The organism is Agromyces sp. H66 (assembly GCF_004959775.1).
GTDB lineage: Bacteria > Actinomycetota > Actinomycetes > Actinomycetales > Microbacteriaceae > Agromyces.
Window position 1 is genome coordinate 260,766 of the sequence record NZ_SJZG01000005.1, and the last position, 20,892, is coordinate 281,657.

The 20,892-nt window shown below is 70.6% G+C and carries 24 protein-coding genes; 6 read left to right on the top strand and 18 right to left on the bottom strand.

The features are described from left to right. Positions 1-35: 35 nt before the first annotated feature. The gene (locus EZM51_RS11140; RefSeq protein WP_136708321.1) at positions 36-623 is read left to right on the top strand and encodes a TetR/AcrR family transcriptional regulator; all 588 of its coding nucleotides are present in this window, start codon (positions 36-38) and stop codon (positions 621-623) included. A gap of 27 nt (positions 624-650) precedes the next feature. Here EZM51_RS11140 and EZM51_RS11145 read toward each other — a convergent pair whose 3' ends face one another. Next, complete coding sequence (locus EZM51_RS11145; RefSeq protein ID WP_136708322.1) at positions 651-1,010, bottom strand: DoxX family protein; 360 nt, start codon at positions 1,008-1,010, stop codon at positions 651-653. A 75-nt stretch (positions 1,011-1,085) separates the two neighbouring features. After that, positions 1,086-1,430, bottom strand: a complete 345-nt coding sequence (locus EZM51_RS11150) for a hypothetical protein (protein ID WP_248305599.1) — start codon at positions 1,428-1,430, stop codon at positions 1,086-1,088. A 106-nt stretch (positions 1,431-1,536) separates the two neighbouring features. On the opposite strand from EZM51_RS11150, the gene EZM51_RS11155 reads away from it, so the two are divergent. Both EZM51_RS11155 and EZM51_RS11160 read left to right on the top strand, forming a co-directional pair. Further along, the gene (locus EZM51_RS11155; RefSeq protein ID WP_169053880.1) at positions 1,537-2,046 is read left to right on the top strand and encodes an SRPBCC domain-containing protein; all 510 of its coding nucleotides are present in this window, start codon (positions 1,537-1,539) and stop codon (positions 2,044-2,046) included. Positions 2,047-2,090: 44 nt separating this feature from the next. Next, complete coding sequence (locus tag EZM51_RS11160; RefSeq protein WP_136708325.1) at positions 2,091-3,200, top strand: AI-2E family transporter; 1,110 nt, start codon at positions 2,091-2,093, stop codon at positions 3,198-3,200. A gap of 16 nt (positions 3,201-3,216) precedes the next feature. Here the strand turns inward: EZM51_RS11160 and EZM51_RS11165 are convergent, their stop codons facing one another. The 5 genes from EZM51_RS11165 to EZM51_RS11185 form a co-directional block, all read right to left on the bottom strand. Further along, positions 3,217-3,780, bottom strand: coding sequence for an acyl-CoA thioesterase (locus EZM51_RS11165; protein WP_136708326.1), 564 nt, complete (start codon positions 3,778-3,780; stop codon positions 3,217-3,219). 80 nt (positions 3,781-3,860) lie between these two features. Further along, positions 3,861-4,547 (bottom strand): dihydrofolate reductase family protein, encoded by a 687-nt coding sequence (locus EZM51_RS11170; protein WP_136708327.1) that lies wholly within the window; start codon positions 4,545-4,547, stop codon positions 3,861-3,863. Between the two features lie 3 nt (positions 4,548-4,550). Continuing rightward, on the bottom strand, positions 4,551-5,690 hold the full coding sequence (locus EZM51_RS11175; RefSeq protein ID WP_136708328.1) for a bifunctional 2-methylcitrate synthase/citrate synthase: 1,140 nt from the start codon (positions 5,688-5,690) through the stop codon (positions 4,551-4,553). 272 nt (positions 5,691-5,962) lie between these two features. After that, positions 5,963-7,501: an MmgE/PrpD family protein gene (locus tag EZM51_RS11180; protein WP_136708329.1), complete on the bottom strand. Its 1,539-nt coding sequence runs from the start codon at positions 7,499-7,501 to the stop codon at positions 5,963-5,965. Between the two features lie 129 nt (positions 7,502-7,630). After that, on the bottom strand, positions 7,631-8,746 hold the full coding sequence (locus EZM51_RS11185; protein WP_248305600.1) for an enoyl-CoA hydratase/isomerase family protein: 1,116 nt from the start codon (positions 8,744-8,746) through the stop codon (positions 7,631-7,633). 58 nt (positions 8,747-8,804) lie between these two features. Here EZM51_RS11185 and EZM51_RS11190 point away from each other — a divergent pair, with 58 nt between their 5' ends. Continuing rightward, a complete protein-coding gene (locus EZM51_RS11190) occupies positions 8,805-9,182 on the top strand; it encodes a VOC family protein (protein ID WP_136708331.1) in 378 nt (125 codons plus the stop codon). A 49-nt stretch (positions 9,183-9,231) separates the two neighbouring features. Here the strand turns inward: EZM51_RS11190 and EZM51_RS11195 are convergent, their stop codons facing one another. From EZM51_RS11195 to EZM51_RS11210, 4 genes are all read right to left on the bottom strand, one after another. Then, complete coding sequence (locus tag EZM51_RS11195) at positions 9,232-9,912, bottom strand: GNAT family N-acetyltransferase (RefSeq protein ID WP_136708332.1); 681 nt, start codon at positions 9,910-9,912, stop codon at positions 9,232-9,234. After that, positions 9,909-10,421 carry a MarR family transcriptional regulator gene (locus tag EZM51_RS11200; RefSeq protein ID WP_136708333.1) on the bottom strand — a complete coding sequence of 171 codons (513 nt, stop codon included), beginning with the start codon at positions 10,419-10,421 and terminating at the stop codon, positions 9,909-9,911. The genes EZM51_RS11195 and EZM51_RS11200 overlap by 4 nt, the downstream gene beginning before the upstream one ends. Before the next feature lie 73 nt (positions 10,422-10,494). Beyond that, entirely contained in the window at positions 10,495-11,124 is a 630-nt protein-coding gene (locus EZM51_RS11205) for a GNAT family N-acetyltransferase (RefSeq protein ID WP_136708334.1), read from the bottom strand. Then, positions 11,114-11,662: a nitroreductase family deazaflavin-dependent oxidoreductase gene (locus EZM51_RS11210; RefSeq protein WP_136708335.1), complete on the bottom strand. Its 549-nt coding sequence runs from the start codon at positions 11,660-11,662 to the stop codon at positions 11,114-11,116. Before EZM51_RS11210 ends, EZM51_RS11205 begins: the two co-directional genes overlap by 11 nt. Positions 11,663-11,762: 100 nt before the next feature. Between EZM51_RS11210 and EZM51_RS11215 the strand changes: the two genes are divergently transcribed. Beyond that, on the top strand, positions 11,763-12,446 hold the full coding sequence (locus EZM51_RS11215) for a TetR/AcrR family transcriptional regulator C-terminal domain-containing protein (RefSeq protein WP_136708336.1): 684 nt from the start codon (positions 11,763-11,765) through the stop codon (positions 12,444-12,446). A gap of 17 nt (positions 12,447-12,463) precedes the next feature. Here EZM51_RS11215 and EZM51_RS11220 read toward each other — a convergent pair whose 3' ends face one another. The 4 genes from EZM51_RS11220 to EZM51_RS11235 form a co-directional block, all read right to left on the bottom strand. Beyond that, positions 12,464-13,000 (bottom strand): YbhB/YbcL family Raf kinase inhibitor-like protein, encoded by a 537-nt coding sequence (locus tag EZM51_RS11220; protein WP_136708337.1) that lies wholly within the window; start codon positions 12,998-13,000, stop codon positions 12,464-12,466. Between the two features lie 87 nt (positions 13,001-13,087). Continuing rightward, positions 13,088-14,542 carry an aminobutyraldehyde dehydrogenase gene (locus EZM51_RS11225; RefSeq protein WP_136708338.1) on the bottom strand — a complete coding sequence of 485 codons (1,455 nt, stop codon included), beginning with the start codon at positions 14,540-14,542 and terminating at the stop codon, positions 13,088-13,090. Positions 14,543-14,553: 11 nt separating this feature from the next. After that, on the bottom strand, positions 14,554-15,978 hold the full coding sequence (locus EZM51_RS11230) for an FAD-binding oxidoreductase (protein ID WP_248305601.1): 1,425 nt from the start codon (positions 15,976-15,978) through the stop codon (positions 14,554-14,556). After that, positions 15,975-17,276, bottom strand: a complete 1,302-nt coding sequence (locus EZM51_RS11235) for a glycosyltransferase (RefSeq protein WP_136708339.1) — start codon at positions 17,274-17,276, stop codon at positions 15,975-15,977. Before EZM51_RS11235 ends, EZM51_RS11230 begins: the two co-directional genes overlap by 4 nt. A 131-nt stretch (positions 17,277-17,407) precedes the next feature. On the opposite strand from EZM51_RS11235, the gene EZM51_RS11240 reads away from it, so the two are divergent. Next, a complete protein-coding gene (locus EZM51_RS11240; protein WP_136708340.1) occupies positions 17,408-18,019 on the top strand; it encodes a TetR/AcrR family transcriptional regulator in 612 nt (203 codons plus the stop codon). Here the strand turns inward: EZM51_RS11240 and EZM51_RS11245 are convergent. Genes EZM51_RS11245 through EZM51_RS11255 form a run of 3 tightly spaced genes read right to left on the bottom strand, consistent with a single transcriptional unit; the run spans position 17,998 to position 20,889 of the window. Next, a complete protein-coding gene (locus EZM51_RS11245; RefSeq protein WP_136708341.1) occupies positions 17,998-19,137 on the bottom strand; it encodes an ABC transporter ATP-binding protein in 1,140 nt (379 codons plus the stop codon). The two genes, EZM51_RS11240 and EZM51_RS11245, sit on opposite strands and share 22 nt — an antisense overlap. Next, a complete protein-coding gene (locus EZM51_RS11250; protein WP_211195886.1) occupies positions 19,134-19,994 on the bottom strand; it encodes an ABC transporter permease in 861 nt (286 codons plus the stop codon). The genes EZM51_RS11245 and EZM51_RS11250 overlap by 4 nt, the downstream gene beginning before the upstream one ends. Continuing rightward, positions 19,987-20,889 carry an ABC transporter permease gene (locus tag EZM51_RS11255; protein WP_211195887.1) on the bottom strand — a complete coding sequence of 301 codons (903 nt, stop codon included), beginning with the start codon at positions 20,887-20,889 and terminating at the stop codon, positions 19,987-19,989. The genes EZM51_RS11250 and EZM51_RS11255 overlap by 8 nt, the downstream gene beginning before the upstream one ends. Positions 20,890-20,892: the final 3 nt, after the last annotated feature.

Below are 20,892 nucleotides of genomic sequence, written 5' to 3' on the forward strand. Positions count from 1 at the left end.
CGACCCGGGTCCGTACCATCGGGTACGGTAACGGTATGTCCGCGACCAGGCAGCGATGGCTCGACGAGGGGTTGGCCGTGCTCGCCGAGGACGGCGCCGCAGGACTGCGCATCGATCGGCTGGCCGCACGGCTCGGACTGACGAAGGGCTCCTTCTTCCATCATTTCGCCGGGGCGGCGGCGTACCGCTCGGCGCTGCTCGAACACTACGAAGGGCTCGCACTCGGCGCCCTCGCCGAGGCCGTCGATGCCGGGCGGAGCGAGGGCACACGGGCGACCCTCGCCCGGCTCACCGGCCTCGCGACGACAGAAGCGGCCGGCGATCGGCCCGGCGCGGAGGGCGCGATCCGCACGCCCGAGCTCGACCTCGCCGTTCGGGCGTGGGCGTCGTCGGACGCCGAGGCTCGGGCGGTGCAGGCGCGCATCGATGCCGCGGTCATCGACGCATTGCAGGCCGTCTGGCGGCCGTCGGTCCGAACGGATGCCGCGGCGCGCACCGCCGCCCTCGTGCCGTACCTCGTCTCGCTCGGCGCGGCGGTGACCGTGCCGCCGATCTCGCCCCAAGAACTGCGCAGCGTCTACGAGTTGCTGCTCGAGGCGGTTCCGCGGTCGCCGGGCGAGTGATCGGCGACCCGGCCTCGCTGCCCCGCGTCAGAGCACGAAGCTCCAGAGGCCGGTGGCCACGCAGATGACGAGCATCCCCGTGGCGTTGAGGAAGAGGTTCCGGCCGAAGTCGCGGGCCGCGACGTGCATGCCGATCGCGACGAGGAAGTAGAGCACGAGCGCCCCGCACGTCACGGCAGCGAGATACGGGATCCAGATCCCGGCGATCAGGCCCCCTGCGGCCGCGAACTTGATGGGACTGAAGATCCACCACCATTCACGCGGGAAGCCGACGTCGTCGAAGCACTTCGCGACGAACGGCACGGGCTTCCAGCTCAGCACGCCGTCGACGAGCTGGATCAGGGCGAGCACGACGACCGGCCAGATCGGATCGGGAAGCACGGACATGAAACCTACCATACCGTATTGTACGGTACTCGGCCAGTACCGTACACCGTGGCCCCCTGGACGGCGCGAACGCGCTCAGAACACGAAGAGCTGCCCCAGCACCATGATCGCGATCACGAACAGCGCGACGATCGCGCCCACGATCGTGAGCGAGCGCACCGACAGCTTCGCGACGCCGAAGCCGACGAGGAACGGCAGCGCGGCGAGCAGCAGGGTGACGATCCACCAGAACGCGACGTATCCGCCGGTCGACGCCTCCTCGAGTCGGCCGGCGAAGAGCTGCTGCGTCGTCGGATGCGTGGCGAACGCGAACGACGCCGAGAGCGGCACGGCGATGAGTGCGGCGACGATGAGGCCCGCCAGCGCCCCCCACAATCCGGACCTGCCCTCGATCACTTCCACCGTTGCGTCGTTTCCCACGCGTTGTCCTCCCCTGGAACTCATGCGGCAACTCTACTGAGGCCTGTCGGCTGGAGATAGGCGAGCCGCCGCATTAGCCTGAAAGCACGACGAGCAGGGGGCGATGATGACCGCGAAACCGACCGGCCACTACACGTTGAAGCCTGACGGGCTCTACCTGCAGTTCGATCGACTGTTCCATGCGCCCATCGAGGAGGTCTGGTTCACGCTCACGAATCCCACCGCGATGCAGGCGTGGATCGGCACGTACACGGGCAGTCCTGCGACGGGCGGCGTGAAGTTCCGCATGGCGTTCGAGGAGGGCGCCGACTGGCAGAACGTGTCGATCCTCGAATGCGCGCCGCCGCATCGGTTCCTGGTCGACTCGCGCGAGGGAGCCGAACCGATGCGGGTCTACTGCCATCTCGTCGAGGGCGGCGGCATGACGACCCTCACCTTCGGCAGCAGGTTGCAGAGCGCTGCGGATGCCGCGACCATGGGCCCCGGCTGGGACTACTACCTCGACCGGCTGGTCGCCGCCCATGCGGGGCGTCCGATGCCCGAATGGGAGACGTACTACCCGGCGTTCGCCGACTATTACCGGGGACTGCACGTTCCCGACGCGGCACGCAGCTGACGGAGGTCCGCGGGCCGCGACATCCCCAGCCCTAGACTGACGCCGTGAAGAGCATCGAGCGGCGGGCCCGCGAGGTCGACGCGAAGAAGGGCCTGCGCGAGCGGCACGTGAACCTGATGACGGACCGGCCGTTCGTGTGGGCGTTCGTGGCGACGCTCGGCGTGCTCGTCGCGTTCGGAATCGCCTCAGCGATCGCCAGCATCTCCAGCGTCGTGTTCTCGGTGTTCGCCGCGGTCTTCATCACGCTCGGCCTCGACCCGCTCGTGCGCTGGTTCGAGCGGCGCGGCATGCCGCGAGGCATCGCGATCCTGACAGTGATCATCCTGTTCGTGCTGGTGATCGCCGGACTGCTGTGGATCGTGCTCCCACTCGTCATCACGCAGGCGGCGTCGTTCATCCAGTCGCTGCCCGCCATGTACCAGGACCTGCAGGCGCAGGACTGGTTCCAGGAGGCTCAGTCGGGCACCGGCGGAGTCCTCGGCACCGTCTACGCGTGGATCACCTCGACCATCAGCGACCCGAACTTCTGGGCCACCGTCGGCGGCGGTGCGCTGAACATCGGCGTCGCGATCGTCGGCGGCATCTCGACCGGGTTCTTCATCTTCATCCTGACGATCTACTTCACGGCCACGCTCGATTCCTCGAAGACCGCCGTCTACAGCATCGTCTCGGCCTCGCATCGCGCACGAGTCGTGGACTACGCCGAGCGGATCATGCAGAACGTCGGCCGGTACCTCAGCGGCATGGTCGTGCTCGCCTTCTTCAACGCCCTCTACAGCCTCATCCTGCTCTCGCTCGTGGGCGTGCCGTTCGCGCTCGTCATCTCGGTCGCGGCGTTCTTCATCACGCTCATCCCGCTCATCGGTACCGTGCTCACGACCGTGTTCATGTCGGTGATCTCGCTGTTCGTGTCGCCGCTGGCGGCCCTCATCGTGCTGATCGCGATGCTCGTCTACATGCAGGTCGAGGCCTACGTGCTCACACCGAGAGTCATGAGCCGGGCGGTGCAGGTGCCCGGCTCGATCGTGCTGATCGCGGCGCTCGCGGGCGGCACGCTGGCCGGCCTGCCCGGGGCGCTCGTCGCGATCCCCGTCGCGGCCGGCATCCTGCTCATCATCAAGGAGGTCGTCGTGCCGTGGAAGGCGCGCTCCTAGCCCCCGCCGCCGTCTGTCAGTGCCAGACCGACGGGGCTTCCGCGCGCGTCGCGGGCAGCGCGACATCCGTGCCCCACCGCTCGAGCCACTCGGGGATGCCGTGCGCATCGGTCACGCCGAGCGCCTCGACGATCTCCGACATCGGCACGGTGCCGCCCGCACGCCGCAGGAAGCGCGCCCTGATGAACCCCGTCGCGTAGATCTCGGGCTCGCCCTTCGCGTCGGGGCGCACGAAGCGCTGCTCCATGTACACGGCCTTGTCGTCGTGCCCGACGAGCCTCGACTCGATCGTGAACCGATCCCACAGGCCGAGCGACTTGCGGAACGTGATCGTCTCGCTGGCGACGACCGGGTACCAGCCCTTGTCGAGCATCATCTTCCACACGCCGTTGCGCACGAGCATGTCGAAGCGCGCGACGTCCATGATCGAGAAGTAGACGCCGTTGTTCATGTGCCGGTTGATGTCGAGGTCGGTCGGCAGCGTGATGAACCTCGTGCGCGCGACATCCCGGTACCCGAGGTCGGGCTTGCGGCGAGACAGGAACAGCAGGTGCAGCAGCGTGCGGAACAACATGTGCATAACCCACGACTGTATGCCCGGATCACCGTGGATCCTCACACCTTTGCGGCTGGCGACAGCCACCGGCCGAGTGCTCGGCCTCAGGATTGTGCGGTTGCGCGAATTCCCGGTCCGCGCAGATCCGGCCGGATGACGCGGTAGCGCAGGTGGGTGGCCTTGGCGCCGCGCTCGACGCTGAGCAACTCGAGTTCGACGGGCCCGTTCCGCACCTCGGGGAACAGGCGATCACCCGAGCCGAGCAGCACGGGCACGAGGTGCAGCCGCAACTCGTCGACGAGTCCGGCCAGCAGCGCCTCGCGAGCGATCGCCGCGTTCCCGATCACGGTGACGGGGGCAGCCCTCGCCACCAGGGTGGCACGGCGCACGGCTTCGGCGACGCCGTCGGTGACGAAATCGAAGCGCGAGCGCCCGCGCACGATCGGCTCCCGCGGTGCGTCGGTGACGACGAAGCAGGGGCGTCTCGCGAAGACGGTTCGATCGCCCCACATGGCCTCGCCGGCCTCGAAGGTGCGCAGGCCCATCACGAACGCACCGGTGCGGTTGATGATGCGAGCCGCGATCAAGCGGTCGACGTGCTCGGGGCTGCCTGCGGGGGAGCCGCCGTGCTCGGGGATGATGCCGCTCCCGTCGGTCGCCGGCTGGACGGCGCCGAGGATCCAGTCGTGCACGCGCTCCCCGCCGACGCCGAGCGGATGTTCGGGGCTCATGCCCGGCGCCGTGATGAATCCGTCGACCGTCATCGTCATCTCGAGGAGCACCTGCGCCATGGATCACCCCCGCACGGGCACGTGCCGTTCGTCGGGGCCGTTGTAGACCGAGAGGGGCCGGATGAGCGCGTTGGCCGCGTTCTGCTCCATGATGTGCGCCGTCCACCCGGTGACCCGGCTCGCGACGAACAGCGGCGTGAACGTCTCGGTGTCGAAGCCCAGGAGGTGGTACGTCGGGCCCGCCGGATAGTCGAGGTTCGGCTTGATGCCCTTGCGCTCGGCCATCGCCTCCTCGAGGGCGATGTACAGGCGCATCAGGTCGGGACGCTCGTAGTGCTCGACCATCCGCTCGAGCGCGTCCCGCATGGTCGGCACGCGGGAGTCGCCGTTCTTGTACACGCGGTGCCCGAACCCCATGATCTTGCGCTTCTCGGCGAGCGCCGCGTCGAGCCACGCGGCCGCGGCATCCGCGGTGCCGATCTCGGCGAAGGCGTGCATGACGGCCTCGTTCGCACCTCCGTGCAGCGGACCCTTGAGCGCGCCGATCGCGCCCGTGACGGCGGAGTACAGGTCGGACATCGTCGACGTGATGACGCGCGCCGCGAACGTCGATGCGTTGAACGAGTGCTCGGCGTACAGGATCATCGACACGTCGAAGGCGTTCACGACCGCCAGCTCAGGGGCCTCTCCGAACGCCTGCCACAGGAAGTTGGCCGAGTACCCGAGGTCGTCGCGCGGCTCGACGAACTCGAGGTCGCGCCGTCGGCGCTGGTCGTAGCAGACGATGGACGGGAGCTTCGCGAACAGGCGGATCGCCTTGTCGAGGTTCGCCTCGGGGCTGGCGTCGTCGGCGCCGGGGTCGGATGCCCCGATCACGCTCACGGCCGTGCGCACGACGTCCATCGGGTGCGCGCTGAGCGGCAGCTCGTCGATGATGCGCTTCACCTCGTGATCGAGGCCCCGGAGCGAACGCTCGCGATCCTCGAACTCGGCGAGCTGCGTGTCGTCGGGGAGCTCCCCGTACCAGAGCAGGTACGCGACCTCCTCGAAGGTGACGGATGCCGCGAGCTCCTGCACCGGGTAGCCGCGGTACAGCAGCGAGTTGGTCTCGGGGTTCACCTTCGACACGGCCGTGTAGTCGACGGGCACGCCGGCCAGGCCCTTGTAGATGACCGGGGCTGCCCCCTGCTGCTGATCGCTCATCGTGCTCCTCGTGACGGAGCGGCCGCCGCGGCGCGACCGCTCCCCCAGCCTACGGGCACCCGGCTCGGCCGGGCGAGACGCACGGGCCCGCGGGTTGCGGAGCGCCGCGGCCACCTGACCCGCCCCCGGAGGCGCGATGCACCGCGGGAACGCCCTTCCCGTCGAGAAGTCGCGGATGCAGGGTCGCACCGTGCATCCGCGACTTCTCGATGCGGTCATGGAGGCGGGTTGCGAGACGGGCGCGAAGCGCCCTCCTCGACCCGCGAGCCGCGTCAGAAGAGTCCGGTGGGGATCTCGACTCCGACGAGCGACCCGGGCGCCGCCGTGATGGTGAGGCCGCCGAGCTCGTCGGGACCCAGATCGGGCAGGCGCTGCGCCAGCTCGAGGAAGCGCTCGATCTCGGCCTCCTCGAGCACCCACTCCGACAGGGTGCGGAACTTCTGCACGTACTGCTCGCGTCCGAACGGACGGGCGCCGAGCGGGTGCGCGTCGGCGACCGCGATCTCGTCGACGATCTCGCCGCCGTCGGCCAGCTTGATCACCACGCGGCCACCGAACGCCTTCTCGTCCATGTCGAGCGAGTGGTAGCGGCGCGTCCACTCGGGGTCCTCGACCGTCGACACCTTGCGCCAGAGCGCGACGGTGTCCTCTCGGTGCGCGCGCTCGGGCGAGTACGACGCCTCGTGATCCCAGGTGCCGTCTTGCAGGGCGACCGTGAAGATGTACGGGATGGAGTGGTCGAGCGTCTCACGCGAGGCATCCGGATCGTACTTCTGCGGATCGTTCGCACCCGAGCCGATCACGTAGTGGGTGTGGTGCGACGTGTGCAGCGTGATCGACTCGATGCGGTCGGGGTCGTCGAGGATCAGCGGGTACTCCTCGTGGAGCTTGCGGGCGAGGTCGATCCACGCCTGTGCCTGGTACTCGGCCGAGTGCTCCTTCGTGTACGAGTCGAGGATGGCGCGCTTGGCCTCGCCCTCCTCGGGCAGCGGCACGTCGTAGTTGGCCTCGGGGCCGCCGAGGAGCCACGCGATGACGCCGTCCTCGCCCTCGTAGATCGGGGTCGGGCTGGTTTCGCCGCGCATCGCACGGTCGACCGCCTCGACGGCCATCTTGCCCGCGAACGCGGGGGCGTGCGCCTTCCAGCTGGAGATCTCCCCCTTGCGCGACTGCCGCGTGGCAGTGGTGGTGTGCAGTGCCTGGCCGATGGCCTGGAAGATCGTCTCCTGGTCGAGGCCGAGCAGCGTGCCGATGCCGGCCGCCGCCGACGGCCCGAGGTGCGCGACATGGTCGATCTTGTGCTCGTGCAGCGAGATCGCCTTCACCAGGTCGATCTGGATCTCGTACCCCGTCGCGATGCCGCGCACGACATCGCGGCCGGTGAGGCCACGACCCGCGGCCAGGTGCTGCGCGACGGCCACGATCGGCGGGATGTTGTCACCCGGGTGCGAGTACTCCGCCGCGAGGAACGTGTCGTGGTAGTCCAGCTCACGCACGGCCACGCCGTTGGCCCACGCCGCCCACTCGGGCGACGTGCGGCGCGCGGCATCCGCTCCGAAGACCGTGGCGCCGTCGCCGCCGATCGAGACCGGATGCGCGAGTGCCTGGCTGCGCGCCGACACCACGGGCTTGCGTGCGAGCGCCGCGGCCGCGACCGCCGCGTTGTCGATGACGCGGTTGATCACCATCTCGACGACGTCGTCGCCGACGTCGACGGGGTCGGTCGCGACGCCCGCGAGCTGCCAGGCCAGCTGCCCTTCTCGGGACAGGTTCTCATCGCTTCGGTGGGTACGCAGGTGGTGGGTCTTCACGACCCCACGCTATCGAAAAGCCGTGCGGATGCCCCGGGGCGTGCGAAGGGCTTGCGAAACGCGATCGGGCGTGCTGCGGGGTCTCGAGACGGGCCTGCGCGGGTTTCGAGACGGGCGCTGCGCGCCCCCTCAATCCTCCGAGGGCCAGACCGGGGCGTGCACCTGCGTATCGAGCACGCGAGCCGCGAGCCCTGCGTCGACGCCGTCGAGCGTGAGCGGGTTCCACTTCGGCGAGCGGTCCTTGTCGACGACCTGCGCACGGATGCCCTCGCGCAGGTCGGGCTGCTCGAGGAACCACGCGACGAGCCGGAACTCCTGCTCGAGCGCGGCCTCGAGGTTCGGCAGGGTGCGGGCTCGGCGCACCGACTCGAGCGTGACGGTGAGCGCCGTGGGCGACAGGGTCTCGAGCTCGTCCGCCGCGGCCGCCGCGTAGGCCCGTGCGGCCGGGTCGAGCGGGCTCGTCGGAAAGCGGCTCGACGAGGCATCCGTCCGTCCATCGGCGAAGGCGCGCAGACGGGCGATGATCTCACCGATGGTCGGCGCCGAGTAGCAGGCGTCGATCCAGTCGCGCGCGAGGGCGAGCGCCGACGGACCGGGGGTCTCGTCGAAGAGCATCACGACCTCGGCCGGGCTGCCGGGGTCGGCCCGCTCGGCGAGCGCGTCGAGCAGGTGCGGCAGTCGCTCCGACGGCACGAACGAGTCGGCGAAGCCCGCGTGCAGGGCATCGGCGGCATCCATCGTGCGCGAGTTCAGCGCGAGGTGCACGCCGAGCTCGCCCGGCGCCCTCGCGAGGAGCCACGAGCCGCCGACGTCGGGCGTGAACCCGATGCGGGTCTCGGGCATGGCCACCCGCGACCGCTCCGTGACGACGCGGATCGCGGCGTGGCCGGCGAGGCCGACACCGCCGCCCATGGTGATGCCGTCCATGATCGCCACGACGGGCTTCGGATAGCGAGCGATCATCGCGTCGAGCCGGTACTCCGACCGGAAGAACTCGCGCGCCTCGCCATGGTCGCTGCCCACGATGTACTCGTAGAGTTCCCGCACGTCGCCGCCGGCCGAGAAGCCGCGTTCGCCGGCTCCGTCGAGCACGACGAGCCCCACCTCGGCGTCGTCGCGCCACCCCTCGAAGACGACGGTGAGCTCACGGATCATCGAATAGCTCAGCGCGTTGAGCGCCTGTGGACGGTCGAGCGTGACGTGGCCGACCCCGTCGGCGACGCTCACGGAGATCTGGTCGCTCACGAGTGCCACCGTAGCGGCATCCCGACCGGCGGCGTAGCCTCCCGTTGGAGGAGGGGTCATGATCGAGTCAGCGTTCCCGATTCTCGAGGTCGACGACATGCGCGCCGCCCTCGTCTTCTACCGCGACGCGCTCGGGGGTGTCGTGACGTACCGATTCCCGCCCGAAGGCGATCCCGACTACGTGTCGCTCGCGGTCGGGTCGTCGTCGCTCGGCATCGGCCTGGCCGAGTCCCCGCTGCCGCCGGGCAACGTGCTGCTGTGGTTCTACGTCGACGACGTCGACCGGGTCACCGAGGTGCTCGCCGATGCCGGCGGAAGCGTGGCCGAGGAGCCGCTCGACCAACCGTGGGGCGAGCGGACGTCGCTCCTGACCGATCCGTTCGGCACCCGCATCCGTCTCGGTGCGGCGATCTCGCCCGCGCCCGACGAGGAGTGAGGGGCGAGGAGCGAGGAGTGAGGTGCGAACCGCAGGCTCGGCGCCGCGCTCAGCTCGCGACGAGCGCCAGCACCTCGACGGGCGTGCGCAGCACGAACCCGAGCCGTTCGTAGAGCGTGATGGCGGCGCGGTTCGCCGCATAGGCGTGCAGGAACGGCGTCTCGCCTCGGGCGACGATGCGGTCGGCCACGGCGGCCGAGAGCATGGCCGCGTACCCGCGACCGCGGTGGTCGGGATGCGTGCACACCCCGCTGACCTCGGTGTGGCCCTCGGGCTTCATGCGCTCACCGGCCATCGCCACGAGTCGTCCCTCCGACCGGATGCCCAGGAACCCGCCGAGCTCGGGAGTGCGCGACTCGAACGGCCCCGGCTCGGTGAGCCGCGCGAGGGCGACCATCTCGTCGACGTCATCGGCGCCGAGTGGCACGAGGTCGGCGGTGGTCGGCACCGCGGCGAGCCGATCGAGCACGAGTTGCACGCCGGCGGCCCGCAGGCGCGCGGTCGTGCCGGGCGGAACGGGGATCTCTCCGCGCTGCAGCAGCACGACGGGACCGTGCTCGGCGACGAGGGCGCCGAGACGCGAGAGGCTCTCGGGCTCGTCGGCTCCGACGGCCGCGAACGGCCCGACGGCCGGGTCGAGGCGTCGGACGAGGTCGTCGCCGAGGGAGAACGCGCGCTGCCGGTTCGCGAGCGCGCTCCACACCGGCCGGTCGAGCGGATGCCGCGTCATGACGCCGCCGCCTCGGTTGCCGCCGCATCGCGAAGTCGTCGGGCGCGCCGGTCGAGCGGCTCGTCGTCGAGTCGGGCCTCGAGCGCGGCCAGCTGGTCGAGGAGCGGCCCATCGAGCCCGGTGCAGGCGTCGACGACCGCGGCCTCGACGTGGGGCCAGACCTCGGCACGCGCCCGCGCCACGAGCGACGCCCCCGAGTCGGTGAGCATCACCGAGCGGCGTCTCCGATCGGCGGACTCGTGCGCGACCGTGATGAGCCCGAGTTCGGCGAGTCTCGCCACGCTGCGCGTCACGCCCGGCTGGCTCACGCCCACGGCCTCGGCCAGTTCGCCGACGGTCAGTCGGCCGACGCGCTCGATCGCCGCGAGCAGTGGGAACCAGCTCGCCGGCAGCGCGACGCCGCTCGCCTCGATGAACCTCGTCGTCTCGGCCTGCAGGCGCTCTCCGAGGCGCTTGAACCTCGTGCCGAGCGTGAGATGTCCCAGACGACCGACGATGTCGTCGACCATGTGCGCTCCCCTCATTCCATAACACGATATATAGCGTGTTATGGAATTTCAAGGGTACCGGTGGTCGATCGGCTCAGACGCCCGCGGCCCCGGCCGCCGGCCGCGTCATGGTGACCATCGACCAGTCCTCCGTCATCGGCACGACCGCGGCCTCGGAGAACCCGTGGCGCTCGTACAGCCGCTCTTGGGCACGTCGAGATGCGTCGGCCCAGCGGATGGTCTCCAGGTAGCCCTCGAGGCCCGACTCGTCGCACCGTCGTACGTACTCCGCCATCAGGAGACCGCCGAGACCCCGGCCCTGCGCCTCGGGCCGCACACCCAGTGCGGGCAGGTGTCGATGCGGCGTCGTGGGGTGGGCCGTGCCGACCCTGCGGAAGTCGCGGATGAGCGTCGGCAGTCTCGGACCCGCGATGCGCACGGCGCCGAGACGGTCGCGGATGCCGGGCGTGCAGTCCGGCCAATCGACGTAGGTGAGGGCCCCATCGATGCGACCGGCGCGCTCCGCGACGATGACGTGCTGCCGTCCCCGCTCGTCCAGCGACATCTCGAACATGCGACGTCTCCGATCGCGGGCTCTGCGGTCGGTGCCGACCACCTGGTCCACCGGCCCGAAGGCCCTGAATGACGCGACCATCACCTCGATGACCGCCTCGCGGTCATCGCGACGGAAGTCCCTGACGACGGTGCGCGACTCATCGGACATGCGGAGTCCCTCGACGTGGTGTCGACGAGGCGCCCGCCGCGTCCGCACCCGCTCCAGCGCCGTCCGACCCGGCCCGGCGAACCCGGAGACACCGGTCGACGCCGAACCAGCGGTGGATGCGCCGCTCGCTCGCCGTGAAGGGTGCCGCCGGAATCCCGATGACCTCCGGCCGGTCGACCGCGAACGTGCCTCCCTCGTGGACGATGACGGCCGAGCCGCCGGCAAGCACGTTCTTCAGCCACTGGGTGCGCGTTCCGTACGGAAGCGGGATCAGGAACCCGTCATCGGCGACGACCGCTGCGACCGGTGTCTCGTAGGGCCGGCCCGTGACGCGGCCGCGGTGCCGGATCACGGATGCAGTCGCTCCCGGCCTGCCCGCCGATCGCAGCTGGCGCGGATTCACGATCGCGCGCTGGAAGCGGATGAGGGGATCGAGTACGAGCGGGGACTTCGCTCGGATCGCGAGCACGAAGATGGCCGCGATCGCCGCGAACCCCATGAAGAGCGCGCCCGCGACGGTCGCCGATTGCAGTGACATCCATGCCTCCCTGGCCGTTCTTGGCTTACACCGTAAGCCACTCAGGTCCGAGGCTATGCTTACACCGTAAGCTTGTCAAGGAAGGGTGGAGGCGATCGGGATGACGGACCTGCCGACACCGCCCGACCGGACGGTGACGCGACGCATGCCGCTCGATCGGGACCGGGTCCTGCGCGCCGCGATCCGGCTTGCCGACCGCCACGGGCTCGAGTCGGTCTCGATGCGGAAGCTCGGCCAGGAGCTGCGCGTCGAGGCGATGTCGCTCTACAAGCACGTCGACAACAAGGACGACATCTTCGACGGCATGGCCGACCTCGTCGTGAGCGAGTTCGAGGTGCCCGCCGACGACGTCGACTGGAAGTCGGCCGTGCGGCGAAGTGCGATCTCGGCGCACGAGGTCCTCCTGCGGCACCCCTGGGCCGGCGGCCTGATCGAATCACGTCCCAGCGCCGGCCTCGCACGACTTCGATACCTGGACGCCACGATCGGCGTGCTCGCGGCCGCAGGCTTCTCGATGCCGATCATCCGGCGCTCGATCATGGTGCTGGACAGCTACACGTATGGGTTCGCACTCCAGGAGTCCGCCTGGCCGTTCGAGGTCGGAACGGCTCCGCAGGTCGCGGCGAGCTTCGTGCGGCGCGTGCCCGCCGGCGACCACCCGAACCTCGCCGCGATGGCCGAGTCGGTGATGGATGCCCCGGACGGGATCTCGCCCGAGTTCGCGTTCGGCCTGGACCTCATTCTCGACGGGCTCGAGCGGCTCCGGGGCCCGGTCGAACGCTGATGCCGCGGGCCCGGCGTTCAGTCGCGCGTCGCCGTGCCCACGAGGATGCCGCGCCCGAGGGCGTGGAAGAAGCACCGGGTGCCCAGGCTCGCGGGCGAGGCATCCGGATCGAGGTCGAAGCTCGGCACGTCGAGCGCCTGCACGACGAACATGTAGCGGTGCACTCCCGTGCCGCGCGGCGGTCCCCCGCCGCTGTACGCGGCCTCGCCGTCCTCGTTGCGCAGCATGATCGCGCCGGGCGGGAGTTTCGCGCCGCCCGCGGCGCCGGCATCTGTCTCGAGGCTCGTGACCGAGACCGGGATGTTCGCGACGACCCAGTGCCACCACCCCGAGGCCGAGGGCGCGTCGGGATCGAGGCAGGTCACGACGAAGCTGCGCGTGCCGGCCGGGAATCCGGACCACGAGAGTTGAGGCGAGCGATCCGCACCGCCGGCGTGCGCCGCCAACTGCGCCCGCGCGAGCGGTCGCCCCTGCTCGAAGTCGGCGCTCGTCACCATGAACGTGTCGACCGGTCGCGCTCGTTGCAGGGCCTCGTAGGGGTCGTAGTCCAGCATGGGCGTCCTCCCTCGCAGGTCGCGCATCGGTCGATACCCAGCCTATGCGGATGCCGCGGCGACGCGTGGGAGTGAACCCCGCGCGGCTCAGGCGGGACGGAACCCAGTGGTCTCGGGCGGCGGCGCGTGCCGGATCATGAGGTGGCGCGTCACCGAGTAGTCGAGGAGCGGCTCGATCGACATGTCCTTGCCGAATCCCGAGCCCTTCACGCCGCCGTGCGGCGCCTCGGACGCGATCGGCAGGTGGTCGTTCACCCACGTGACGCCGACGTCGAGCGACTGGCTCACGCGCAGGGCGCGGGCGACATCCGACGTCCACACCGACGACGCGAGGCCGTACGCGCTGTCGTTCGCGAGCGCGATGCCCTCGGCCTCGCCGTCGAACGGCAACGCCACGAGCACAGGGCCGAAGACCTCGCCCTGCACGATCTCCGACGACTGCGCCGCACCCACGAGCAGGGTCGGCGCATAGTACGAGCCGACGCGATCGATGGCGTGGCCGCCCACGAGCGCCTCGGCGCCGTCGGCCACGGCCCGCGACACGAAGCCCTCGACGCGGTCGCGGTGGGCACGCGAGACGAGCGGTCCGATGTGGGTGTCGGCGTCCATCGGGTCACCCGCGACCACGTCGGCGAGCGCGGCCCGCAGCGCCGCCACGCCGTCGTCGTACACCGATCGCTCGAGATAGACGCGGGTCGCCGCCGTGCAGTCCTGGCCCGTGTTGTAGGTCGCACCGAGTGCGACCGCGTGCGCCATCGCACCGAGGTCGGCGTCGCGGAACACGATCACGGGCGCCTTGCCGCCGAGTTCGAGGTGCACGCGCTTCACGCCCTCGACGGCGCCGCGCATGACGGCCTTGCCGGTCTCGGTCGACCCGGTGACGCTCACCATGTCGACCTCGCGATGCGTGACGAGGGCCTGTCCGACCTCCGCACCCCCGGTGACGACGTTGAACAGCCCGGCGGGCAGGCCCGCCTCGATCGCGAGCTCGGCGAGCCGCAGCGTCGTGCGCGGGGTCGCCGGGGCCGGCTTCACGATGACCGCGTTGCCCGCGGCGAGCGCGGGCCCGGCCTTCCAGATCGCCATGATGAGCGGGAAGTTCCATGGCGTGATGCCGGCGACGACGCCGACGGGGCGGCGCGTGAGGATCGACGTGTAGCCGTTCGAGAACGATCCCGCCCCGGTGCCGTCGAGCGATCGCGCCGCGCCCGCGAAGAAGCGCAGGTTGTCGACGCCGAAGGGCAGCTCGCCGTCGAACGCCGTGGTCCAGGGCTTGCCCGAGTCCTCGACCTCGAGCTTCGCGAGGTGCTCGCCGTCGGCCTCGATCGCGTCGGCGAGGCGGAGCAGCGCGAGCGAGCGCTCCCCCGGCGTCTTCGCGGCCCACTCGGGTTGCGCGGCGCGTGCCGCTGCCGCGGCCTCCTCGACGTCGGCGATCCCCGACGAGGTGAACGCCGCGACCTCCTGCTCGGTGGCCGGGTTGGTGATCACGGCGTCGCCGCCCGTGCCGGGGCGGTACTCGCCGATGAACGTGCCGGTGGTCATGTGGTGGTCCTTCACGAGTTGAAGCCGAGGCCGAAGCGGTCGAGCGTGCGCAGCCACAGGTTGCGCCGGCCCTCGTGCGCGTCGGCGGCGAGGATCGAGCGCCGCGTGAACTGCACGATCGGGTTGCGGAACGGCTCGGGCGGAATGGGGAACGGCCGGCGGCGCACGATGTCGTAGCGGAGCCGCGACGTGGGCTCGCCCGCGAGCAGGTCGAGCGCGACATCCGCCGAGAACCTCGACGCGCCCACGCCGAGCCCGGTGTGCCCGACCGCGTACGCCACCCGACCGCCGAGCGCCGTGCCGTAGGCCGCCGTGAACCGGGTGGTCGAGTCGATCGGGCCGGCCCAGCGGTGCGTGAAGCCGAGGCCCGCGAGCTGCGGGAAGGTCTCGAAGAAGTGGCGGGCGAGCAGCCCGTGCGAGCTGTCGCGCTGCTCCAGCCTCGAGTCCACGCGACCGCCGAAGTAGTACACGGCGTCCCAGCCGCCGAACAGGATGCGCCCGTCGGCCGTGGGCCGGTAGTAGTGGAACTGGTTGCCCGCATCGGTGAGCCCCTGCCCCTCGGCCCAGCCGATCGAGGCCCGCTGCGCCTCGGTGAGCGGCTCGGTCATGAGCACGTGGTCGTAGAGCGGCATGAGGTAGTTGCCGAGCCGCCGGAGCGGCGCCGGGTAGGCGGCCGTCGCGATCACGACATCGCGAGCGTCGACGTGCCCGGTCCGCGTCGAGACGCGCACGCCCGCGCCCTGTCGGCGGAGCCCGGTGGCGGCGGATGCCTCGTACACGCGCACGCCGCGACGCTCGAGCTCCGCGGCCATGCCCCAGGCGAGGCGGGCCGGGTCGACGAGCACCGTGCCCGTGCGATCGCGGAGCCCACCCAGGTAGGTGGGCGAGTGCACGTCGGCCTGCAGCTCGTCGCGCGACTGCAGCTCGAGCGCCACGCCGTGCCGTTCGCCGAGGCGCTGCGCGTCGCGCAGTCCCGCCAGTTGCCACTCCTCGACGGCGATCGTCGTCTTGCCCGACCGTCGCAGGTCGCAGTCGATGCCGGCCGCCTCGATCGTCGCGACGAGGTCGGCGAGGTTGCGTTCGCCCTCCTCGTGCAGCGCGCCGACCTGGTCGGGCCAGACGTGCGTGCCGTGCGTGAGTCCGTGCGTCAGCGACGACGCGACGAAGCCGCCGTTGCGGCCCGTCGCACCGAAGGCGACGCGCTCGGCCTCGAGCACGACCACCGAACGAGCGGGGTCGCGCTCGAGCGCCCGCCACGCGGTCCACAGCCCGGTGAACCCCGCACCGATGACCACGAGGTCGGCGTCGACCGGTCCCTCGAGGCGCGGCCTCGGGCCGGGCGCGTCGGGTCGATCCATCCAGTAGGGGGCGGGAGCCGCGTCGCGGAGCGCGTGCGCCGCGGCATCCGTGCCGGCCGTGGAGGAGCCCGTGCTCACACGCGCTCCCGCGCGCCGACCCGCTCGATGACGTCGGCCGCGGTCGCCAGGCCGGCACGCGAGCGGATGTCGGCGCCGACGGCGGCGATGCGCTCGCGCAGCGCCGTGTCGTCGAGCAGCGTGCGCACGGCGCCCTGGAACTGCTCCGGCGTGAACCGGTAGGTGTCGAGGCGGATGCCGAAACCGCGCTCGTGCACCCGCTGCGCGTTGTCGTACTGGTCCCAGAACAGCGGCAGCAGGATCATGGGCTTGCCGAAGTGCAGCGCCTCGGTCGTGGTGTTGTTGCCGCCGTGGGTGATCACGAGGTCGACGAGCGGCAGGATCTTCGTCTGCGGCAGGAACTCCGCGCCCCACATGTTGTCGGCGAGTTCGATCTCGTCGTGCAGTGGGCCCTTGGACACGATGACGTTGATCGGCTGGTCGGCGAGCACTGCGATGACCCGGCGCATGAGCTCGACGTCGGCGGAGCCGAGCGAACCGAGGCTGAAGTAGACGAGCGGGCGGCTGCCGTCGGTGAACGACGCGGGCAGGTCGGCGGGCGCCTGCTCGGTCTCGCGCACCGAGGAGTCGAGCCGGTGCCAGTTCGCGCCGAGCGGGCGGCGGTCGGTGTAGTCGAGCACCTCGGGGTAGACGTAGAGATTCTCGTCGCCCTGGTGGATGAACTCGAGGTCGGGCAACGCCGAGGCGCCCTGCTCCTGCACCCACGCGTCGAACGACTCCCAGAGCGGTCGGTGGGTGCGGTCGTACTCGGCACGGAACGACGCCCAGCCCTCGCGGTCGTCCTCGGCGAGGCCGGAGAACACGGGGGCGATGTCGTCGCCCGGCACCTCGAGCGGGTTGCACGAGACGATGCGCACGAACGGCACGCCGGCCGTCACGAGTGCCGGGAAGGTGAGCACGTTGTCCTCGATGATGACGTCGGGCCGCACCCGCTCGATGATCTGCTTCAGCTGGGGCTCGCAGTACTTCGCCCCGTCGATGAGGGCCTCCCAGATGGGCTTGGTCACCGTCTCGAGCTGCTCCGCGGTGGTCTTCCGGAACTCCGGTGCGACCTCCTTGATGTAGTCCTTCCAGAACTGCCCGGCGTCCTGCTCGTCGTCGCCCTCGGGGGCGGGCGCGAGGTCGACGAGGTCCTCCTCGAAGCCGAGGGCGGTGAGCTTGCCCTCCCAGGAGCGCTCGGCGGCGAACACCACGCGGTGCCCGCGCCTGGCGAGCTCGTGGCCGATGCCGATGCAGTTGTTCGTCGGACCGTACGCGCTCTCGGGCATGAACAGGAAGGTGCGGCGCTCATCGTTCATGGCGACTCCGTTCGTGAATTTCTTGAATGCTGATGGAATGAACTGGTGATGTCAAGGAGTGTGTGAAATCAAGTCGATTCGCCCTAATATTGACCGACGGTGCAGACAATCCGTCTGCTGGGAGGAGCGGTATGGCCAGGCCGAAGCGGCAGGAGGAACGTCGCAGCCAGCTGGTCGCGGCGGCGCAACGGGCGATCGCGGCGCACGGGCCCGACGGCGCACGCCTGAACCGCGTGGCCGAGGAGGCCGGTCTCACGTCGGGGGCGGTGCTCTACTACTACCCCGACATCGACGAGCTGATGTTCGAGGCGAACCGCGCGGGCATGGAGCGCTTCTACGAGGGTCGGGTGCGCATGCTCGAGGAGCTTCCCGACGACCCGGTCACGCGACTGCTCGCCCTCGCCGAGTCGGGCCTGCCCAGCGGCCCGGACGACACCGAGGTGCGCCTGCTGTGCGAGCTCGGCGGCTCGGCCGGCCGCAACCCGCTCATGGCGTCGCTGCTGACGACCCTCTACGACCGCCAGGTGGGCATGTACCAGGTCGTGCTGGAGCAGGGCGCCGCGCGCGGCATCTTCTCGCTCACGCAGCCCTCGCTGGTCGTCGCGCGAAACCTCGTCGCCCTCGAGGACGCCTACGGATACCGCATCATCGCCCAGCACCCCACGATCGACCACGACGCCGCCCTCGAGCTCATCGTGTCGTTCGCGCGGGTCGCGACCGGTCACGCGCTGACCTCCTCCTGAGGCGCGCCCGCAGCGCCCGCAGCGCCCGCGGTCGCGTCCGTCGCGTCCGACTCGGCAGCGGATGCCGCGGGTACGTCGTGTGCGACCACGGCCGCGCGTCCGAACCGCACGCCGACGACGTCGCCGCGGGCCAGCCGGCTCGCGCCGTGCACGCTCGCGAGGATGGGCGAGGCGACGCCGGGCACCTCCACCGAGATGGTCGAGGCGCCGCCCAGGAAGTACGTGTCGACCACGGTGCCGCGCAACGACGCGGTCGCGGCATCCGGTGACAGCTCGACGTCCTCGGGACGCACGACGGCGGTGGCCGGCGCCCCGGCGGCGAACCGGTGCGTCCCCGCCACGGCGCCGACACCGGGCACCTCGACGCCCGCGGTCGTGGCCGAGCCGTCGAGGAGGTTGGCCGTGCCGATGAACGAGGCCACGAACCGGGTCGCCGGGTTCGCATAGAGCTCCTGCGGCGTCGCGAGCTGCTCGAGGTGGCCCTCTCGGAGCACCGCGATGCGGTCGGCCATCGACATGGCCTCCTCCTGGTCGTGCGTGACGACCACGAACGTGAGCCCGACCTCGTGCTGCAGGCGCTTCAACTCGAGCTGCATCGAGGCGCGCACCTGCCGGTCGAGTGCCGAGAGCGGCTCGTCGAGCAGCAGGAGCCGCGGTCGCTTCACGATCGCGCGCGCGAGCGCGACGCGCTGCCGCTGTCCCCCCGAGAGCTGGGCGGGGCGACGGCGGCCGAGGTGCCCGAGGCCGACGACCTCCATGACCTCGCCGACCCGGCGCCGCACCTCGGCTCTCGGCAGCCCCTCGGCCTCGAGGCCGTAGGCGATGTTGCGCTCGACGCTGAGGTGCGGGAAGAGGGCATAGCTCTGGAACATCATGTTCACGGGCCGCTTGTGCGGCGGCATCCCGAGCAGGTCGCGCCCGTCGACCTCGATGCGGCCCGACTCGGGCGTCTCGAAGCCCGCGATCGAACGCAGGAGCGTCGTCTTGCCGCAGCCCGAGGGGCCGAGCAGGGCGAAGAACTCGTTGTCGGCGATGTCGAGCGAGACGCCGTGCAGGGCGACCGTGTCGCCGTAGACGGCGCGGACGCCGTCGACGCGGAGGAGGGGTGCGGTGCTCACTTCGGGGTTCCTGTCAGTCGGGTCAGTCGTTGCGCCGCGATCACCGTGACGATGCTCACGAGCAGGAGGAGGCTGGCGAGGGCGTTCACCTCGGGCGTGACGCCGAAGCGCACCATCGAGTAGATGACGATCGGGAGGGTGGGCTGCGTGGGCGCCGTGGTGAAGAAGGCGATCACGAACTCGTCGAGCGACAGCGTGAACGCGAGGAGCGCCCCCGCGACGATGCCGGGGGCGAGCTGGGGCAGCGTCACGCGCACGAACGTGCGCACGGGCCCCGCGCCGAGATCGCGCGAGGCCTCCTCGAGGCTCGGGTCGAGGTTCGCCATGCGGGCGAGCACGATGGCCGTGACGAACGCCGTGGCGAACACCGCGTGCGCCAGGATCACCGAGTGCAGGCCGAGCGTCACCGTCAGCAGCGAGAAGAACGTCAGCAGGCCGATGCCGAGCAGCAGGTCGGGCAGGATCGCCGGGGCGATCGCGAACGCCCGCACGAGCCCGCCGCGCGTGTAGTGCTGGATGCCGTAGGCGAGGAGTGTGCCGAGCACGGTCGCGATGGCGGTGGCGCCCGTCGCGACGATGAGCGTGTTCACGAGCCCCTGCATGATCTCGCGGTTCTCGAAGAGCTCGGGGTACCAGCGCAGCGAGAAGCCGCGCCACACGAACAGGTTCGACGAGTCGTTGAAGCTCATCACCACGACGATGAGGATCGGCAGGTACAGGAACACGTAGCCGAGCCACAGCGGCACCAGGATGCCCCGGGGCCTCCGCACCGCGCGCGGGCGCGCGTCGGGGTCGAGCTCGCGCATCGCGGTGGTCGTCGGGGCCGCCGTTGCGGCCGGGGCGGTCGGGTCAGCCACGGCGCGGTCCCTCCGTGAGGCGGCGCGACACCGCGGACTGGGCGAGGATCACCAGCACGAGCAGGATCGTCAGGAGCAGGGCGAGGGTCGCGCCGAACGGCCAGTCGCGGGCCTCGAAGAACTGGTCGCGCACCAGGTTGCCGACCATGATCGTCTTGCCGCCGCCGATGAGCTCGGGGATCACGAAGTTCGACATCGCCGGAACGAACACGAAGATGCATCCGGTGAGGGCACCCGGCAGCGACAGGGGCAGCGTCACCGTGCGGAACGCCCGCCACGGCGTCGCGCCGAGGTTCGTGGCCGCCTCGCGGAGTGCGGGATCGAGCTGCTGCAGCGACGCGTAGAGCGGCAGCACCATGAGCGGCAGGTACATGTAGAGCAGGCCCACCACGATCGCCTGCGGCGTGTAGAGCATGCTGATCGGCTCGTCGGTGATGCCGAGGCCCTGCAGCCACTGGTTGACCCAGCCGGCGTTGTTGAGCAGGAGGATCCAGGCGTAGGTGCGAATGAGGAAGTTGGTCCAGAACGGCAGCACGATCGCCACGAGCGCGACGGTCCGCCACTTCGGCGAGAGTCCGGCGATGGCATAGGCCATCGGGTAGCCGATGGCGAGCGCGAGCAGCGTGACGACGAGCGCCAGCCCGATGGACTGCAGGATGACGCCGACGTAGAGCGGCTCGAACAGCTTCACCCAGTTGTCGAGCGTGAACTCGAACACGATGCCGCCGAAGCGACCCCGCCGGAAGAACGTGTAGAACGCGAGCAGCCCCACCGGGATCGCCATGAAGACGATGAGGAAGAGCATGCCCGGCGCGAGGAAGGGCAGCGGGGCGAGCCCCCGCCGCACGCGCGTCGGCGGTGCGGCGGGGGCGTCCCGGTCGAGCGTCGAGGTCACGGC

Bases quoted from the DNA above. Each gene is read 5' to 3' on its own strand.
- EZM51_RS11215 (WP_136708336.1), top strand. From the start codon at position 11,763: ATGACGGACCTGCCGACACCGCCCGACCGGACGGTGACGCGACGCATG.
- EZM51_RS11170 (WP_136708327.1), bottom strand. From the start codon at position 4,547: ATGGCGCAGGTGCTCCTCGAGATGACGATGACGGTCGACGGATTCATC.
- EZM51_RS11155 (WP_169053880.1), top strand. From the start codon at position 1,537: ATGACCGCGAAACCGACCGGCCACTACACGTTGAAGCCTGACGGGCTC.
- EZM51_RS11140 (WP_136708321.1), top strand. From the start codon at position 36: ATGTCCGCGACCAGGCAGCGATGGCTCGACGAGGGGTTGGCCGTGCTC.
- EZM51_RS11225 (WP_136708338.1), bottom strand. From the start codon at position 14,542: ATGACCACCGGCACGTTCATCGGCGAGTACCGCCCCGGCACGGGCGGC.
- EZM51_RS11165 (WP_136708326.1), bottom strand. From the start codon at position 3,780: ATGCACATGTTGTTCCGCACGCTGCTGCACCTGCTGTTCCTGTCTCGC.
- EZM51_RS11195 (WP_136708332.1), bottom strand. From the start codon at position 9,912: ATGACGCGGCATCCGCTCGACCGGCCGGTGTGGAGCGCGCTCGCGAAC.
- EZM51_RS11220 (WP_136708337.1), bottom strand. From the start codon at position 13,000: ATGCTGGACTACGACCCCTACGAGGCCCTGCAACGAGCGCGACCGGTC.
- EZM51_RS11210 (WP_136708335.1), bottom strand. From the start codon at position 11,662: ATGTCACTGCAATCGGCGACCGTCGCGGGCGCGCTCTTCATGGGGTTC.
- EZM51_RS11145 (WP_136708322.1), bottom strand. From the start codon at position 1,010: ATGTCCGTGCTTCCCGATCCGATCTGGCCGGTCGTCGTGCTCGCCCTG.
- EZM51_RS11175 (WP_136708328.1), bottom strand. From the start codon at position 5,690: ATGAGCGATCAGCAGCAGGGGGCAGCCCCGGTCATCTACAAGGGCCTG.
- EZM51_RS11235 (WP_136708339.1), bottom strand. From the start codon at position 17,276: ATGAACGATGAGCGCCGCACCTTCCTGTTCATGCCCGAGAGCGCGTAC.
- EZM51_RS11190 (WP_136708331.1), top strand. From the start codon at position 8,805: ATGATCGAGTCAGCGTTCCCGATTCTCGAGGTCGACGACATGCGCGCC.
- EZM51_RS11205 (WP_136708334.1), bottom strand. From the start codon at position 11,124: ATGTCCGATGAGTCGCGCACCGTCGTCAGGGACTTCCGTCGCGATGAC.
- EZM51_RS11200 (WP_136708333.1), bottom strand. From the start codon at position 10,421: ATGGTCGACGACATCGTCGGTCGTCTGGGACATCTCACGCTCGGCACG.
- EZM51_RS11240 (WP_136708340.1), top strand. From the start codon at position 17,408: ATGGCCAGGCCGAAGCGGCAGGAGGAACGTCGCAGCCAGCTGGTCGCG.